Source organism: Comamonas sp. A7-5 (assembly GCF_039581385.1).
Lineage (GTDB): Bacteria > Pseudomonadota > Gammaproteobacteria > Burkholderiales > Burkholderiaceae_C > Comamonas > Comamonas thiooxydans.
The window spans coordinates 146,467-161,254 of sequence record NZ_JBCPWO010000004.1 but is presented as its reverse complement, the minus strand read 5'-3'; the positions used below and the strand labels follow the sequence as shown (position 1 = coordinate 161,254).

Genomic DNA, 14,788 nt, shown 5'->3' with positions numbered 1-14,788 from the left:
AAACAATAGCTGCCAACGCCTGATAAATAAGCGTTGGCAGTCAAAAAAGCTGAATTTCTTACTTCAGCAGACCGGCGGACTTGGCGGCAGCTTCGATGCCGTCGTAGTTCTTGGAGTCGGTGGCGATGAACTTGGAGGCGCGCTGCAGGTCCATGATGGCCTTGTGCTCTGGCTTGCTGGGGTCCAGTGCCAGGAAGGCAGCAGTCAGTTTCTTGACGATGGCTGGGTCCAGGTCGCCGCGCACCGTCCAGTTGTAGTCAAAGTAGGTGGGCGTCGTGGCGAACACGCGCACCTTGCTCGTGTCCACCTTCTTGGATTCGACCAGCTTGTCCCACACCGAAGTGTTGAGCACGCCGGCCTCGGCCTTGCCTGCGGCCACAAAGGCCACGGTGGCGTCATGCGCGCCCGAGTAGGCCACGGTCTTGAAGTCTTTTTCGGGATTCAGGCCGTCCTGCTGCAGGAAGAAGCGCGGCATCAGGCTGCCCGAGGTGGAGGAGGGGGCGCCGAAGGCAAAGGTCTTGCCCTTGAGGTCGGCCAGCGTCTTGATGGCGGGGTCGGCCGTGATGAACTTGCTGGTGAAGACCGCATCTTCGGCCCGTTGCACGATGGGGATGGCCGTGCCGTTGGTGCGAATCTTGGCCTGCACATAGGTGAAGCCGCCCAGCCAGGCCAGGTCCAGCTTTTTGGTGGCCAGGGACTCGACCACGGCCGCGTAGTCGGAGACGGGGGTGAACACCACCTTCATGCCGGTGGCTTGCGAGAGGTATTCGCCCAAAGGCTTGAACTTGCGCTGCAGCTCGGTCGGTGCCTCGTCGGGAATGGCCGAGACGCGCAGCACGGCGGGGGTGTCTGCATGCGCTGCGGACAGCAGGGAAGAGGAGGCGAGAGCTGCCACGGCCAAGCCGCGCAGCGCCTGGCGGCGAGCGAAAGAGTGCGTCATTAAGTGCTCCGTTCAAAAAGCCACCGCCGTCCGGATACACGGCGGTTTAGTAGGTCGCAAGCGTCTGGCTTGCGGCGAATGGGAACCCATAGGCGGTACACCGACCGCTGGCGCTTATTGTTACGTAATTGAGAAACCCTCGGTGCAGTCTTTGCTTGATTTGAATAGCAAAAAGCCCCGTGGGGACGGGGCTTGGCATGAAAGCGATTGCTTGTCTGCAGGTTTCAATATTGCAGATTGAGCTGGTAGATGGCCGTGGTGCCGCTGACCTCGTTGCCCACCATCAGCAAGGGTTTGCCGTTGGGTGACTTGGCGGCAGAAATGAAGTGCAGGCCTTCGGGGCCCAGATCGCCCACATCGCTGAGTGCAGTGCCTGCCAGCGCGGATTTGCTGTCAATGCTGGCGGTCCAGTTTTCGCGAGTGTTCAGATAGTCGATCTGCTGGGGTGCCTTGGGGTCGGTGATGTCGAACACCAGAATGCCTCCCATGCGTTCCAGGCCCACAAAGACAAAGGTCTTGGTGCCGATCTGGCCCACGGTCAGTCCTTCGGGCTCGGGACCCTTGGCGCTGCTGCGCGCATCGAGCCTGGCCGTTTCGTCATGACCGGTGTTGAAGTAGGTGGCGCAGGCAATGTCACGTCTGGCGCCCAGCTTGCATTCGGGGCTGGCGATGAATTTTTCGATGGCCGCGCCAGAGTCCCAGACCTGCTTGCCCTTGGCATCCCAGATGGAGATGGAGCGGCCACCATAGGCGTATAGCCTGTCATAGGTCAGGTAGCCCTTGCCATCCTTGACGGGGTTGCCGCTACTGTCGGTCTGGTAGCCCATGGTCCAGGTGACCTTGAGGCGGCCCAGTTTGTCATCGTCGCGGCAGGTCTTGGGGTCTGTGCCGACCGCACCGCACCAGGCAAAGTTGCTGGCATTCAGATAGGCGCCGCTGGCCAGCTGAGCCAGATGGGCAGGCAGATCGTCGCCCGCGCGGCGCAGAAAGCCGTCCTTGTGCACCAGGTGCTTGATGCGCCACTCTTCCACAAAGCCCTTGGTCACATCGCCTGCCGCAGCCGGGGCGCCGCTCGTCTTGTCGGCGGCCGTGCCGAAATAGCTCTTGTTGCCTTCACCCCAGGCGCGTGCATCGCCTTCGTTGGCAGTGACCAGATAGGTCGCACCGTCGGCGGCCTTGTAGGCGGCGATGGAGTCGGGCTGGTACATGCCAAACACATTGGCGGCCTGGGTGATGTTGATGACCGGGCTCTTGCCGTCGCTGTCGGCGAAGTCCAGCTCGTTGCCGGCCGCGCCATGATCCTTGTAGCCCAGAGCCACCACATCGGTCACGGTGGCGCTGGCGATGTCCACGATGGCCAGCGCATTGTTTTCCTGCAGCGTCACCCAGGCCGTCTTGCCGTCCGGGGCCACGGCAATGTATTCGGGCTCCAGGTCATTGGCCACGGCGGCCGTTCCCAGGCCGTCTGTGGTCGGGCCGAAGATGCGCACGCCCTTGGCCAGCAACTGCGCCTTCTGGCTGTTGAAGGCCTTGAAGTCGGCAGTGCGCGCCACGGGCTTGGCGGGCGTGCTCACATCGATCACGCTGATCGAGCCTTCGGGGTCGATCTGGTAGTCATCGCTGGGCTCGCCCTCGTTGGCGACCAGAATGGTCTTGCCGTCGGGGGTGAAGGTCAGCATATCGGGCAGGGCGCCCACGGGCACTTCGGCGATCACGCCGAGCTTGTCGGCGTCATAGATGACGACCATGCCCTTGTCCGTCTTGACCGATGCCTGCACGGCTGCAGCCACCAGGCCGCCATGCACGGCCACGCTGTTGATGGAGGCCCCCGCACCCAGCGAGAGCTTTGTGGCATCCAGGCTGGCCAGCATGCGCGGTGCGGCGGGGTTGCTCATGTTCAGCACGTCGAGCGCACCCTTTTGGGCGTTGACCACAAAGCCGCGCTTGGTGACGGGATCGAAAGCCGTAATTTCGGCGGCGCTCTGCAGAAAAATGCCCGACTGATAGCTGCCGATTTTCTCCAGCGTGAGCGAGGTGGGCGTCTTCTCGGGCTCGGGTGCCGGCGCCGGGACTTCAGGAATCGGAGCAGGCGCTGGTGTGGTGTTGTTCGTGTTGTTGTCACCGCCACCACAGGCGGCCAGGGCAGCGGCTGCGATCAGGGAAATCAGAAGAGGTTGGAGCAAGGTCTGTGCAGATGTCATTGAGAGTTTGGCAGGTGCAGGAAGAAAACTACGATTTGTAACCAGCCTCTGTTTCATCTCTGTGAAACCGTTTCGTGTTCTTTGCGCAACAAGTTTCGGTCAAGCGCTTGGCAGTTGGGCTTGCAAGCAAATACACTCGCCAGCCTTGCTCCACCTGCGCTATTCGCTCTCATTTTCGAGGTGCACCATGTCCCGCCGTATTCGTTTGAGCTAAACGACTTCGTCACACGCTGATCTTTCTCGCGTGTGCGCTGCGGTGTGGAACTCCCGCTCTGTGAAGGGCGGCAATCTTCCTGCTTGGCGTCTCTGGCCTGAATTGCATTCGGGCTCCAAGCTCCTCCCACTCTCTGAACTCCAGGCCGGCCCTTTGCTTGGCTGCTTGGGTTCTGTCTTTTTCCGATGGCAGCGGAGAGCGGCGCTGTCCATGTCCTTGATTTGTCTGCCGCGCCTTTTTTGCGCGTGGCTTATTCCCTTTTAGGAAAGCACAACATGACTTCACCACATCTATTCAATCTGGAGATCCTCAAATATCCGCGCACGCCGCATCTGCGTGGCTCGCGGCTGCAGATCGGCGATCAGGCAGATGCCGTGCCTTACGATGCGCTGGCCGGCCGGCATATCGTGGTCGAGGAAAAGCTGGACGGCGCCAATGCGGCACTGAGCTTTGGTGCCGACGGCAGCTTGCTGCTGCAGTCGCGCGGCCACTATCTGCAAGCCGATCAGATGGGCGGGCGCGAGCGTCAGTTCAACGCCTACAAGCAATGGGCCCGAGCTCATGAGAGCGCGCTGATGGCGCTGCTGGACGATCGCTATGTGATGTATGGCGAATGGCTGTATGCCAAGCATTCTCTGTACTACGACGCCTTGCCGCACTGGTTTTGCGAGTTCGACATCTGGGACCGCTCGGCGCAGCAGTTTCTGGACACGCCGCAGCGCCACGCGCTGCTGGACGGTGTGCCCGTGGTGTCCGTGCCCGTGCTCTACGCGGGCATCGCACCGAGGCGCATGCAGGATTTGCTGGCATTGCTGACACCATCTCTGGGGCGCAGCGCAGGCTGGAAGGCTATGTTCGAGGATCAGGTGCAAAGACAGAAGCTGGATCTGCCGTTGGCCTGGCGCCAGACCGACCGATCCGAGCTGGCCGAAGGTCTGTATATCAAGGTCGAGGAAAACGGCCAGACCGTGGAGCGCTACAAGTTCGTGCGCTCCGACTTCGTGCAGGTGATCCTGGAGTCGGGCTCGCACCACAGCGAGCGGCCCATTGTCGCCAACGGTCTGCGCACAGGCGTCGATATTTTTGCCAACAAGATTCAAAAAAGCTGGTGAGGCTTGTCCAACAAGCGTTGATAGCTATCAAAACCGTGGTTTTCATGAGGAGGCTACGGTGAAAGGAGAATTTATGTGGAGCTGGAAACAGATCGCGGCCCTGGTGCCGCATTCCGCTCACCATGCGGTGGACTGGGCGGCCTGCCTGGAGGCTTTTCCGCAACTGGAGCTGGCCAAGACCACGCCGCAAGATCCGATCTACCATGCCGAAGGCGATGTCTGGACGCATACGCAGATGGTGGTGACCGAGCTGCTGCAGGACGGCGACTATGCAGAGCTCACCAACGAGGAGCGCGAGACAGTCTTTCTGGCCGCGCTGCTGCACGATGTCGCCAAGTGCTCGACCACGCAGATAGCCGACGACGGCCGCATCTCGCAGCCCGGCCATTCGCGCCGGGGTGCACTCGATGCGCGGCTCATGCTCTGGGAGGCTGGCGCGCCCGTGGCCCGGCGCGAGGCGGTCTGCCGCCTGATTGCAGTGCATCAGGTGCCGTTCTTCGCCTTTGCCGATTCGCGCCGAGGCGTCTCGCCCGAGTTCATGGTCAGAGAGCTGTCCTGGCAGGTCGATCTGCATTTGCTGGTGCTGCTGGCCCGTGCCGATATTCGCGGACGCATCTGCCCCGATGTGGGCAATGTGCTGGTGAATATCGAGCTGTTCAGGGAGCTTGCGCTGGAAGAGGGCTGTTTGCGCAAGCCGCGCAGCTTTGCTTCGGCCGAGACGGCAGTGCGCTATTTCCGCGGTGCCGAGTTGCACCCGGACTACGCCTTGCACGAAGAGCCGGGCTCGCGCGTCATCGTCATGTGCGGTCTGCCTGCATCGGGCAAGAACCACTGGGTGGCCCGGCATCATGCGGGCCTGCCCGTGGTGTCGTTTGACGATGCGCGCACCGAACTGGGCCTGCGCCACGGCGAGAACGAGGGCGCTGCGGCCCATCATGCGGTGGACAAGGCCAAGAGCCTGCTGCGTGCCAAGGCCGCTTTTGTCTGGAATGCCACGCATCTGTCCAGGCAGATGCGCGGCAAGACGCTGGAGCTGTGCCTGGCCTATGGCGCGCAGGTGGAACTGGTGCATCTGGAGGCAAGCAGGTCCACTTTGCTGGCGCGTAACAGCAAGCGCAACACCACGCTCGGCAATGCCGCATTGCTGGGCATGTTGCACCGATGGGAGGTACCCTTGCCGACCGAGGCGCATGGGCTGCAACTGCTGGTCAACGAGTAGTCCGCGCAAAAACGAAAAGGAAAAAGGGCCTGGAAGTTTCCAGGCCCTTTTTTTGGGGATCGCAATGCCGTGCTCAAGGCTGTTGCATGGCTTGCGGGTAGCCCTGGGGGTTGAAGCGTGTCACCAGCAGGCAGACCAGCGCGGCGACGCCGGCCTGATAAAGCCAGCCCGTCATCCAGCTGTCGCTGATCTGGTGCAGCTGTGCCATGACCAGAGGGGCCAGTGCGGCGAGGATGAAGCCGCCGCCCTGCATCAGCGAGTTGAGGGCACCGGCCTGTGTGGGCGATGGCAGATGGTCCAGCGCCACCAGCATGAAGAGCGAAAAGCAGCCGCCCAGACCCAGACCCAGCACGATGGCATTGAGTGTGGGCATGGCATCGGGCCAGAGCCCGAGGCCGGCAAAGCCGATGATCTGCAGCAGCAAGGCCAGCATGAGCCAGCAGCGACGGTCCAGGCTGCGGCGCGCGAGAGCGGGCATGGCCAACGCCGATGCGGCCTGCGCAATCGACAAGATGGCCAGCAGCGAGCCGCTTTGCGTGGCCGTCCAGCCATGGGTTTGATAGAACGGAGCGAGCCAGGCAACGGTGGAGCCATAACCGCCGTTCATCAGGCCGAAGCTGATCAGCAGCAGCCAGGTGCGGCCACGGCGCAGCAGCCAGCCGGTGTCGCTGTCGGCTTGTACCAGCGGCACGGAGGGTGCAGGGGCAACGGGCTCGTGCATCAGCGTCAGCGCATGCCAGGCCAGCGGCAATGCCAGCAGCACTGGGATGGCCCAGATGGCCAGCGAAGCCTGCCAGCTCAGACCCAGCTGCATGGCCATGGGCGAGAGCTGGGCGCTGAGTGCACCGCCGCCCATGAGCGCGGCTGAATACAGGCCCATCATGGGCGCCACGTTGTGGGGAGACTGGCGCTTGATCAGCCCCGGCAGAATGCTTTGTGCCAGCGCCACGCCTGCGCCGCAGAGGCCGGCCGTGACGATCAGCAGACTGCCGGTCGCAGCTCCTGCAGGCGTCAGGCGCAGGGCGCAGCCTAGCGCAATCAGCAGCAACGAGGCGCAAATGGCGGCGCGCGCGCCCCAGCGTCGCAATGCCGTGGGAGCAAGCCAGCCACCAATGCCCATCAGCGCCATGGGCAGCAGCGTGAGCCAGGAAAAGCTGCGCAAATCCATGCCCGTGGCCTGCTGTATGGTCGGTGCCAAGGGGCCCGGAGCCGTCAGAAAGGGGCGCAGATTGATGGTGACTAGTATCACCACGGCCAGCCACAGCAATGGTGGCACGCGGTGTGTTCGGGAAGATGTCGATGTCATGAAGCTCAGGGGCTGGCCGCGCTGCGGCGCGCCGGTGTGCGCGCCGCTCGTCCTGGGCAGCCCGGTTTGTTGTTATGGTTTTGGCGGCAACGAGGATCAGGCGACGGGCCAGGCCTCATCCCCATAGAGCTGGGCCGCGCGGATGCCGGTGTCGATGCGGGTGATGGGCAGCGGCTGCGGCGTCAGCGACAGGCGCAGGCGCTGGTATGTCCCCTCGCTGGACAAGCCGTAAGGCGCGGCGTCTTGGTTGTCGAAGGCGAAGAACACCTGTTCGGCGCCATTCATGACCAGGGCGGCCAGGCACATGGGGCAGGGGTGGCCGCTGGCATAGATGGACAGGCCTGCCAGGCTGGGGTTGGCGCGTTTTTGCGTGCCCGCGCGTATGGCCTGCATTTCGGCATGGGTGCTGGGGTCGTGGCTGGCAATGATTTCGTTGACGCCGGTGGCAACGACTTCATTTCCCTGGGCGAGCACGGCGCCGAACGGGCGGCCGCCCTTGAGGCGGTTGGCATGGGCCAGGTCCACGGCCAGGCGCATCAGTTGTTGTGGGGTGGCGGAAGTTGGACTCATGACTAAGAAAGATATGGCGGTGAGCGTCGGATGCTTGATGCATCAGTGTCGAGGTACTGTGTTTGAAAGGCGCGGGGCGGCGCCCGGCGCCGTGCAGCGTACACCTGCACGGCCGTGCCGCTACCCGTCTGGAGAGCAAAGCTTATTTGCTCTGAGGACGTTGGCGGCCTATTAGTTCCGCCCAGGCCGAGCAGGCGAGCTCGACCTGCTGGCGCGCCGCCGGGCTGGCAGCCAGCATGCGCGCAAAGCCGTGGACCATGGCCGGCGCGCGCAAAAGCTGCAGCGGTGCGCCCAGGGCCTGGGCTGCATGGGCAAAGGCTTCGGCCTCGTCGCGCAGAATATCGTGGCTGGCCGTCATCAGCAGCGTGGGCGGCAAAGCAGCGATGGCTGCGCTGCAGCAGCCCGGCGTCAGCCATTGCGAGGCCTGGCCCTCGGGCCTGCCCAGTTCCTGCCAGTAGCGCTGCATGGCGGCGGGCGTGAGCCCGAAGCCCGTGGCAAAGCAGCGCATGCTGTCATTGTCCTGATCGGGCTCAAGCGGCGGGTAGAGCAGCAGCAGGCCCGCGATGCGGGAGGCATCGGTGGGTTGCTGAATCTGGCGCACCGCCGCAGCCAGTGCCAGATGGGCGCCAGCGCTATCGCCTCCGAGCAGGACCTGCTCAGCCGCAAAAGGCAGCAGTCCGCGCATATCGCTCAGCCACTGCAGCACGGCCATCACATCGTCCAGCGGCGCGGGAAAGCGGCTCTCGGGGGTGCGGCGGTAATGCACGGACAGCACGGTATGGCCGCTAAATTGGGCCAGATGCTCGCATAGGTCGTCATGGGTGTTGAGATCGCCCACCATCCAGCCGCCGCCATGCAGCCAGACCAGCGTCCGGCCGCTGCCCGCACCTTGCTTGCGATAGCTGCGCACGCAGATCTCGCGGCCCTCGGCCGCCACGAAATGCTCGGCCCTGGAAATGCCGGGCAGGGCGGAGCGAATCAGCCCTGCCTGCAGCTCGCTGAGCAGACGCCGGCGTTGCACATAGTCGAGCTGCGGGGTCGGCGTCTCCGCATCGAGCCGGGCAAAGCGCTGCAGCGTGCGTGCCAGAGCCGGGTCCATGGGCTGCAGAGGCAGGCTGCGGCCCTGATCTGTGCCCTCGCTCATGGCTGCTGGTCCGCCGCCAGCGCAGGAGCGCGATAGACCATGACCTTGAGGCTGCGCTCTTCGTTCACATCGGCAAATACGGCCGGGTTGGCCAGGCGCTCGACGAACTGGAGCTCGGGTGCGATTTCCGCCATCTGCTCGCGCAGAAAGTCGGTGCCGAGTTCGGGGGCGTTCAGGCACAGCAGGACCTGGCCGCCCGGCACCAGCAGATCGGGCAGGCGGCGCATCAGGCGCGCATAGTCCTTGGTGGCGATGAAGCTGCCTTTTTGGTAGCTGGGTGGGTCCACGACGATCAGGTCGTACGGTCCGCTGCGGTTGATCTTGCCCCAGCTGCTGAAAATATCGTGGGCGGCGAAGCTGGCGCCGGCCTTGACGCCGTTGAGCTGATGGTTGTGCTGACCCGTGGCCAGAGCGCCCTTGCTCATGTCCATATTGAGAACCTGGCCCGCGCCGGCCAGCTTGGCCACGACCGAGAACGCGCAGGTATAGGCAAACAGATTGAGCACCTTCATGCGCTCGGGCCGCTCATGGGCCAGTACCTGCCGGCGCACCCAGTCGCGGCCGGCGGCCATGTCGAGGAACAGGCCGTGGTTCTGCCCGCGTGCGATATGGATCAGATAGCGGGCGCCGTTCTCTGTGACCACATGCGGCTCGGGCAGCTCGCCGGCCATGACGCGAGTTTCGACCTTGCCGCCGCTTTCGCGGGTCTGGAAGGCCCAGGTCAGAGGCAGTCCTGCAGGGGCGATCTGCTGCCAGCGCTGCTCCAGCGCCTGACCGATCTGGCTCAGCTGGGCTTCCTCCATGGGGGCAAAGCTGGTCAGCACGATGACGGGCGCAAAAGCATCCAGCGAGATCTGCTCGCAGCCCGGATACCGCCCGCCACGGCCATGAAAGATGCGCTGGGCATCGGTGGGAAAGGGCATCTGGGCAATGGCGGCTAGCAGGGCTTGCATGGAGAGAGAACAGTCACACGGTCAAACAAGCCGCCAGTGTAGGCATTGCAGCGAGCTCCGGTGGCCAGGGCGGCACATGTCCCTTGCAATGGTTGGCGGCCCGGGCCGGCGCTGACGGCCTCGGGACTCGCGTCGCCCGCGTCCGTTCACTCAGTGGTAGATGCGCCGCACATCGAAAAAACAGCTTTCGGTGCCGCCAATGCCTTGCAGGCCGGCCTCGGCCGCGGCGCGGGCCGCTTTCATCCAGCGCTGGAAGGTGAGCTTGGCGTCGTCGGTGATTTCTTCGGGCGGGGTGTCTTCCAGGCCTTGCACCAGCGACAGGGCTTGTCCGACCTGTTCCTCTCCGCCGAGCTGGCGGGCCAGCACACGCGCATAGCGTGCCTCGGCCTGCTGGCGTTTGTCCTCGGGCAGCTCGGGGTAGTCGCAAAGAGAGACGGTGAAATGGGCTTCTTGCATGTCCGTATATCCACAGTGTTTTGACTGTTTAAATATACAGTAATTAACTGTTTTTGTATCCAGTTCTTGGGGAATTTTTAAACAGCCACCTCTGGCTGCGTTTTGTAGACTGTGGCCATGAATCACGCTGCTTCGTTGCCGTTTCCCGGCCATGCCCTGTTTGTCACGCGCATCGGTGTCTGTGGTCTGGCCTGGACTGCCAGTGCCATCTGCGCCGTGCAACTGCCCGAGGCCAGCTGGGGCGAGACCCGGGAGCGCATGCTGCTGGGCCTGTCAAAACGCCATGCGCTGCAGCCGCAGCGCGGGCCTGCGGCCTATGGCGCCGTGACCTCCATCTCCGCGGTTCCGGGCTTTGCGCTGCAGGCCATGGCCGGGGTGCAGTGTCTGCTGGCAGGCCTGAGTTCTCAGGGCGAACAGGCCTGGGCGCAGCCCGGTGCAGAGGCCGCGGCTTTCGGCGTGCTGGGCGATATGCGCCAGGCCTTTGGGCAGGAGTCGGCCGCTGGTCTGCCCGATCTCCAGCAGATCGCGCTGGATGAGTTTGCCGTGCCTGCGTTTCACAGCCGGGTCTATGCCTTCACGCGCGCCCTGGCGCCAGGCCGGACCAGCACTTATGGTGAAGTTGCAGCAGCGCTGGGTGAGGCCGGTGCTGCGCGCGCTGTGGGGCAGGCCCTGGGTGCGAATCCGTTTGCGCCGATTGTTCCCTGTCATCGCGTGCTGGCCGCAGGGCGGGCACCGGGAGGCTTCTCGGGCGGTCAGGGCGCTTTGACCAAGCTGCGCATGCTGGAGATCGAAGGCGGGGCCTGGGGCGGCACGCAGTCGCTGTTTGCCGATTGAAGGCGCCGGATGCGCTTTGCCTTGCTGCAGCTGGCAGACCCTGCAAGCCGCGCCAGCGCGGGCTCTGCCACCTGCGGGACAGCGCCGACACGCAGGTGACAACACAGCGTCTGAGGCGCCCGCACAATTCATGCAGCTTTTGACGGGCAGGCCTTGCAAGGCACTGCGCACCCGGTTTGAACCTTGAAAACAAACAGGAGACATGAGAATGACACGTACGGTGCAGCAACTTTTCGACCTCTCGGGCAAGACGGCCCTGGTGACCGGCGGCTCGCGTGGCCTGGGTCTGCAGATGGCGCATGCGCTGGGCGAGGCCGGCGCGAAGATTCTGCTGAGCTCGCGCAAGGCCAAGGATCTGGAAGAGGCCACAGCCGAGCTCAAGGCCGCAGGCATAGAGGCCGACTGGATTGCTGCCGACTGCTCGGACGAGGCCGATATCACGCGCCTGGCCAAGGAGGCCGTGCAGCGTCTCGGCCATGTGGACATTCTGATCAACAATGCCGGAGCCAGCTGGGGTGCGCCGGCCGAAGACCACCCGACGGCTGCCTGGGACAAGGTGATGAACCTGAATGTGCGCGGCTATTTTCTGCTGAGCCAGCAGATCGCCCGCCTGTCCATGCTGGAGCGCAAGAGCGGCCGCATCATCAATCTGGCCTCGATCGCCGGCCTGGGCGGCAATCCCACGGGCATGAAGACCATTGCCTACAACACCTCCAAGGGTGCAGTCATCAATTTCACGCGCGCGCTGGCCGGCGAGTGGGGCGAGCACGGCATCACCGTCAACGCCATCTGCCCGGGCTTTTTCAAGACCAAGATGGCAGCCGTGCTGATCGAGACATTGGGCGAGGACGAAATGCGCTCCCATGCGCCGCTGCGCCGCCTGGGCGACGATGAGGACCTCAAGGGCCTGACGCTGCTCTATGCCAGCGATGCCGGCAAGCACATCACGGGCCAGTGGATGGCCGTGGATGGCGGCGTGAGCGCTCTGGTCGGTGGTTGATAGTGGCGGATGAAGAGTGAGTCATGTTTTTTGTGCGGTGCAGCATTCTGAGGCTGTCCGCCGCGCTTACATTCACGGTTCAGCAGCTGCAGTCTGCGGCGCATCACTCTTCTGAAAGGTTTCGCGGTGTTGTCATTTGGTCCTGAAATTCCCTTTGTGCATGAGCTGGGCTTCACCCTCCACAAGATGGAGAACGGTGAGTCCGAGCTGCACTTCACACCGCGTCCCGAACATCTGAATTCCTTTGGCATCACCCATGGCGGAGCCTCGATGACGCTGATGGATGTGACCATGGCCGTGGCTGCGCGCAGCGTGGATTTCGATCTGGGCGTGGTCACCATCGAGATGAAAACCTCGTTCATGCAGGCGGCCAATGGCCCGCTGGTGGGCAAGGGCGTGCTGCTGCATCGCACCGGCACCATGGCTTTTACCGAAGGCCGCATCTACGATGCACAGGGCCGACTCTGCGTACATGCCACGGGCACCTTCAAGTACATGAAGCGCAGGCCTGCGGTCGAAGGCGGATTGCAAGCCCTGCCCACGGATTGAGTACGGATCGGTTGCTCTGTTTTTATGAGCGGTCACCGCTTTTCCTATCGTTGTTTTGTGTGTTATCGGCTTCAAGTGTGAGGCATGTCAAGCGCTTGCAGCTATGAAATCTGAAGTTCAAACAGGAGACGAAACATGACGGTCAATCAGCAAATCCTTCTGGACAATCGCCCCCAGGGCGAGGCGGTGGAGAGCAATTTCAAGCTGGTGCAGTCGCCGCTGCCCACGGTGGGCGAGGGCCAGGTGCTGGTGCGCCACCACTATCTGAGCCTGGACCCCTATATGCGCGGCCGCATGAACGACTCCAAGAGCTATGCCCAGCCCCAGCCGCTGGGCGAGGTCATGCAGGGCGGCACGGTAGGCGAGATCGTCGAGAGCCGCCACCCCAAGTTCAAGGCCGGCGACAAGGTGGTCGGCATGGGCGGCTGGCAGGAATACTCGCTGCTCGACCCCAGCGTGCCCGGCGCGCTGCGCAAGGTCGACACCACCCATGTGCCGCTGTCCTACTATCTGGGCGCCGTGGGCATGCCGGGCGTGACGGCCTGGTATGGCCTGGTCAAGATCATCAACCCCAAGGCCGGTGAAACCATGGTCGTCAGCGCTGCCACCGGTGCCGTGGGCAGCGCCTTTGTGGCGCTGGCCAAGGCACGTGGCTGCCGCGTGGTGGGCATTGCGGGCGGTGCCGAGAAATGCCGCTACGCCGTGCATGAGCTGGGCTTTGATGCCTGCATCGATTACCGCGAGCACCCCGATGTCAAGACCATGGCCAAGGCCTTGAAGGATGCCTGCCCCAACGGCATCGACGGCTATTTCGAGAACGTGGGCGGCTATATCTTCGACGCCGTGCTGCTGCGCACCAATGCCTTTGCGCGTGTGGCCCTGTGCGGAATGATTGCCGGCTATGACGGCCAGCCCCTGCCGCTGGCCAACCCGGCGCTGCTGCTGGTCAACCGCATCAAGCTCGAGGGCTTTATCGTCAGCGAGCACATGGAAGTCTGGGGCGAGGCCCTGACCGAGCTGGGCGGTCTGGTGGCAGCCGGCAAGCTCAAGCCGCGCGAGACGATTTCTCAGGGTCTGGCCTCCGCGCCCGGCGCGTTTCTGGGCCTGCTCAAGGGCAAGAACTTCGGCAAGCAGCTGGTGAAGCTGCTCTAACCCCCTGAGGCGCTTTGCGCCTTCCCCTAGCCGGGCGCCCCCTTTCTCTACGCGCTGCGCGCTATGGAAGGGGGGCGACAGCCTCGCTGCGGGGCGGCGCGGCCGGCATAGGCCCTTGCTTGCTGTCCCTTGGTTGTGCCGCACCGGTTTCGAGTGTGGAAGCGCATTTGAGCTGCGTCCAAATAAATACGGAGACAAGAATGATCACGAATTTCGCGGGAAAGACGGCGGTTCTGACTGGTGCGGGCTCGGGCTTCGGGCTGGAGTGCGCGCGCATCGGAGCCGCCAGAGGCATGAATCTGGTGCTGGTCGATGTGCAGCAGGAGGCGCTGGACAAGGCCGAGACCGAGCTCAAGGCTGCCGGTGCCAAGGTGCTGGCGCGCAGGGTCGATGTCTCGGATGCGGCGCAGATGGAGCGACTGGCAGCCGAAGTCAAGGAAACCTTTGGTGCGCCGCACTTTGTCTTCAACAACGCGGGCGTCGGCGCGGGCGGCCTGGTCTGGGAAAACACTGTTGCCGACTGGCAATGGGTGCTGGGCGTCAATGTCTGGGGCGTAATCCATGGCGTACGCCTGTTCACGCCCATGATGCTGGAGGCCGCCAAGGCCGATCCCGCCTTCGAAGGCCATATCGTCAACACCGCCAGCATGGCAGGTCTGCTGGCGCCGCCGAACATGGGCATCTACAACGTCAGCAAGCACGCTGTGGTGTCACTGACCGAGACGCTGTACCAGGACCTGGCCCTGGTCTCGGACCAGGTCAGTGCCAGTCTGCTCTGCCCCTTCTTCGTGCCCACGGGCATAGGTCATAGCGAGCGCAACCGTCCCCAGGGCCTGGAGGCGCAGCCTTTGACGGCCAGCCAGAAGATAGGCCAGGCCATGACCGACAAGGCCGTGGGCTCGGGCAAGGTCACGGCGACCGAGGTGGCGCAGAAGGTGTTCGATGCCATGGCCTCGGGCCAGTTCTATATCTACAGCCACCCGCAGGCCCTGGGTTCGGTGCAGGTGCGTCTGGAAGATGTGGTTCAGGGCCGCAACCCGACGGATCCGTTTGCGCACAAGCCCGAACTGGGCGAGAGCCTCAAGGCAGCGCTGCGCGCTGGCTGAGCCGGCGGGAGTTGAAAAAGCCTTGCCAAAGC

General features: G+C 63.6%; 14 protein-coding genes. 7 read left to right on the top strand and 7 right to left on the bottom strand.

Annotated elements, in window-relative coordinates:
- Positions 1-58: 58 nt before the first annotated feature.
- Together AAIL67_RS08770 and AAIL67_RS08765 are read right to left on the bottom strand one after the other, a co-directional pair.
- Entirely contained in the window at positions 59-940 is an 882-nt protein-coding gene (locus tag AAIL67_RS08770; RefSeq protein WP_034406087.1) for a putative selenate ABC transporter substrate-binding protein, read from the bottom strand.
- A gap of 224 nt (positions 941-1,164) precedes the next feature.
- Complete coding sequence (locus tag AAIL67_RS08765; protein ID WP_343483795.1) at positions 1,165-3,141, bottom strand: choice-of-anchor I family protein; 1,977 nt, start codon at positions 3,139-3,141, stop codon at positions 1,165-1,167.
- Positions 3,142-3,630: 489 nt separating this feature from the next.
- On the opposite strand from AAIL67_RS08765, the gene AAIL67_RS08760 reads away from it, so the two are divergent.
- Positions 3,631-4,467, top strand: coding sequence for an RNA ligase family protein (locus AAIL67_RS08760; RefSeq protein WP_003062464.1), 837 nt, complete (start codon positions 3,631-3,633; stop codon positions 4,465-4,467).
- A gap of 73 nt (positions 4,468-4,540) precedes the next feature.
- On the top strand, positions 4,541-5,686 hold the full coding sequence (locus tag AAIL67_RS08755) for an AAA family ATPase (protein WP_343483794.1): 1,146 nt from the start codon (positions 4,541-4,543) through the stop codon (positions 5,684-5,686).
- Positions 5,687-5,759: 73 nt separating this feature from the next.
- Here the strand turns inward: AAIL67_RS08755 and AAIL67_RS08750 are convergent, their stop codons facing one another.
- The 5 genes from AAIL67_RS08750 to AAIL67_RS08730 all read right to left on the bottom strand — a co-directional run bounded on the left by AAIL67_RS08750 (position 5,760) and on the right by AAIL67_RS08730 (position 10,115).
- Complete coding sequence (locus AAIL67_RS08750) at positions 5,760-6,992, bottom strand: cyanate transporter (protein WP_041744181.1); 1,233 nt, start codon at positions 6,990-6,992, stop codon at positions 5,760-5,762.
- 96 nt (positions 6,993-7,088) lie between these two features.
- The gene (locus AAIL67_RS08745) at positions 7,089-7,529 is read right to left on the bottom strand and encodes a nucleoside deaminase (protein WP_034391996.1); all 441 of its coding nucleotides are present in this window, start codon (positions 7,527-7,529) and stop codon (positions 7,089-7,091) included.
- A 175-nt stretch (positions 7,530-7,704) separates the two neighbouring features.
- Positions 7,705-8,706, bottom strand: a complete 1,002-nt coding sequence (locus AAIL67_RS08740) for an alpha/beta hydrolase (RefSeq protein WP_343483793.1) — start codon at positions 8,704-8,706, stop codon at positions 7,705-7,707.
- A complete protein-coding gene (locus AAIL67_RS08735; protein ID WP_280031519.1) occupies positions 8,703-9,659 on the bottom strand; it encodes a class I SAM-dependent methyltransferase in 957 nt (318 codons plus the stop codon). Before AAIL67_RS08735 ends, AAIL67_RS08740 begins: the two co-directional genes overlap by 4 nt.
- Before the next feature lie 150 nt (positions 9,660-9,809).
- Positions 9,810-10,115, bottom strand: coding sequence for a hypothetical protein (locus AAIL67_RS08730; protein WP_012838710.1), 306 nt, complete (start codon positions 10,113-10,115; stop codon positions 9,810-9,812).
- A gap of 117 nt (positions 10,116-10,232) precedes the next feature.
- On the opposite strand from AAIL67_RS08730, the gene AAIL67_RS08725 reads away from it, so the two are divergent.
- From AAIL67_RS08725 to AAIL67_RS08705, 5 genes are all read left to right on the top strand, one after another.
- Entirely contained in the window at positions 10,233-10,949 is a 717-nt protein-coding gene (locus AAIL67_RS08725) for a methylated-DNA--[protein]-cysteine S-methyltransferase (RefSeq protein WP_343483792.1), read from the top strand.
- A 208-nt stretch (positions 10,950-11,157) separates the two neighbouring features.
- Complete coding sequence (locus AAIL67_RS08720) at positions 11,158-11,949, top strand: SDR family oxidoreductase (RefSeq protein ID WP_280008927.1); 792 nt, start codon at positions 11,158-11,160, stop codon at positions 11,947-11,949.
- A 126-nt stretch (positions 11,950-12,075) separates the two neighbouring features.
- On the top strand, positions 12,076-12,498 hold the full coding sequence (locus AAIL67_RS08715) for a PaaI family thioesterase (RefSeq protein WP_343483791.1): 423 nt from the start codon (positions 12,076-12,078) through the stop codon (positions 12,496-12,498).
- A 135-nt stretch (positions 12,499-12,633) separates the two neighbouring features.
- The gene (locus tag AAIL67_RS08710) at positions 12,634-13,650 is read left to right on the top strand and encodes an NADP-dependent oxidoreductase (protein ID WP_087865417.1); all 1,017 of its coding nucleotides are present in this window, start codon (positions 12,634-12,636) and stop codon (positions 13,648-13,650) included.
- A 200-nt stretch (positions 13,651-13,850) separates the two neighbouring features.
- Positions 13,851-14,756 (top strand): SDR family oxidoreductase, encoded by a 906-nt coding sequence (locus AAIL67_RS08705; RefSeq protein ID WP_046460247.1) that lies wholly within the window; start codon positions 13,851-13,853, stop codon positions 14,754-14,756.
- Positions 14,757-14,788: the final 32 nt, after the last annotated feature.

Excerpts from the sequence above, each read along its gene's own strand:
- AAIL67_RS08765 (WP_343483795.1), bottom strand. The coding sequence starts at position 3,141 with ATGACATCTGCACAGACCTTGCTCCAACCTCTTCTGATTTCCCTGATC.
- AAIL67_RS08705 (WP_046460247.1), top strand. The coding sequence starts at position 13,851 with ATGATCACGAATTTCGCGGGAAAGACGGCGGTTCTGACTGGTGCGGGC.
- AAIL67_RS08710 (WP_087865417.1), top strand. The coding sequence starts at position 12,634 with ATGACGGTCAATCAGCAAATCCTTCTGGACAATCGCCCCCAGGGCGAG.
- AAIL67_RS08750 (WP_041744181.1), bottom strand. The coding sequence starts at position 6,992 with ATGACATCGACATCTTCCCGAACACACCGCGTGCCACCATTGCTGTGG.
- AAIL67_RS08760 (WP_003062464.1), top strand. The coding sequence starts at position 3,631 with ATGACTTCACCACATCTATTCAATCTGGAGATCCTCAAATATCCGCGC.
- AAIL67_RS08720 (WP_280008927.1), top strand. The coding sequence starts at position 11,158 with ATGACACGTACGGTGCAGCAACTTTTCGACCTCTCGGGCAAGACGGCC.
- AAIL67_RS08755 (WP_343483794.1), top strand. The coding sequence starts at position 4,541 with ATGTGGAGCTGGAAACAGATCGCGGCCCTGGTGCCGCATTCCGCTCAC.
- AAIL67_RS08725 (WP_343483792.1), top strand. The coding sequence starts at position 10,233 with ATGAATCACGCTGCTTCGTTGCCGTTTCCCGGCCATGCCCTGTTTGTC.
- AAIL67_RS08730 (WP_012838710.1), bottom strand. The coding sequence starts at position 10,115 with ATGCAAGAAGCCCATTTCACCGTCTCTCTTTGCGACTACCCCGAGCTG.
- AAIL67_RS08740 (WP_343483793.1), bottom strand. The coding sequence starts at position 8,706 with ATGAGCGAGGGCACAGATCAGGGCCGCAGCCTGCCTCTGCAGCCCATG.
- AAIL67_RS08745 (WP_034391996.1), bottom strand. The coding sequence starts at position 7,529 with ATGCGCCTGGCCGTGGACCTGGCCCATGCCAACCGCCTCAAGGGCGGC.
- AAIL67_RS08735 (WP_280031519.1), bottom strand. The coding sequence starts at position 9,659 with ATGCAAGCCCTGCTAGCCGCCATTGCCCAGATGCCCTTTCCCACCGAT.
- AAIL67_RS08770 (WP_034406087.1), bottom strand. The coding sequence starts at position 940 with ATGACGCACTCTTTCGCTCGCCGCCAGGCGCTGCGCGGCTTGGCCGTG.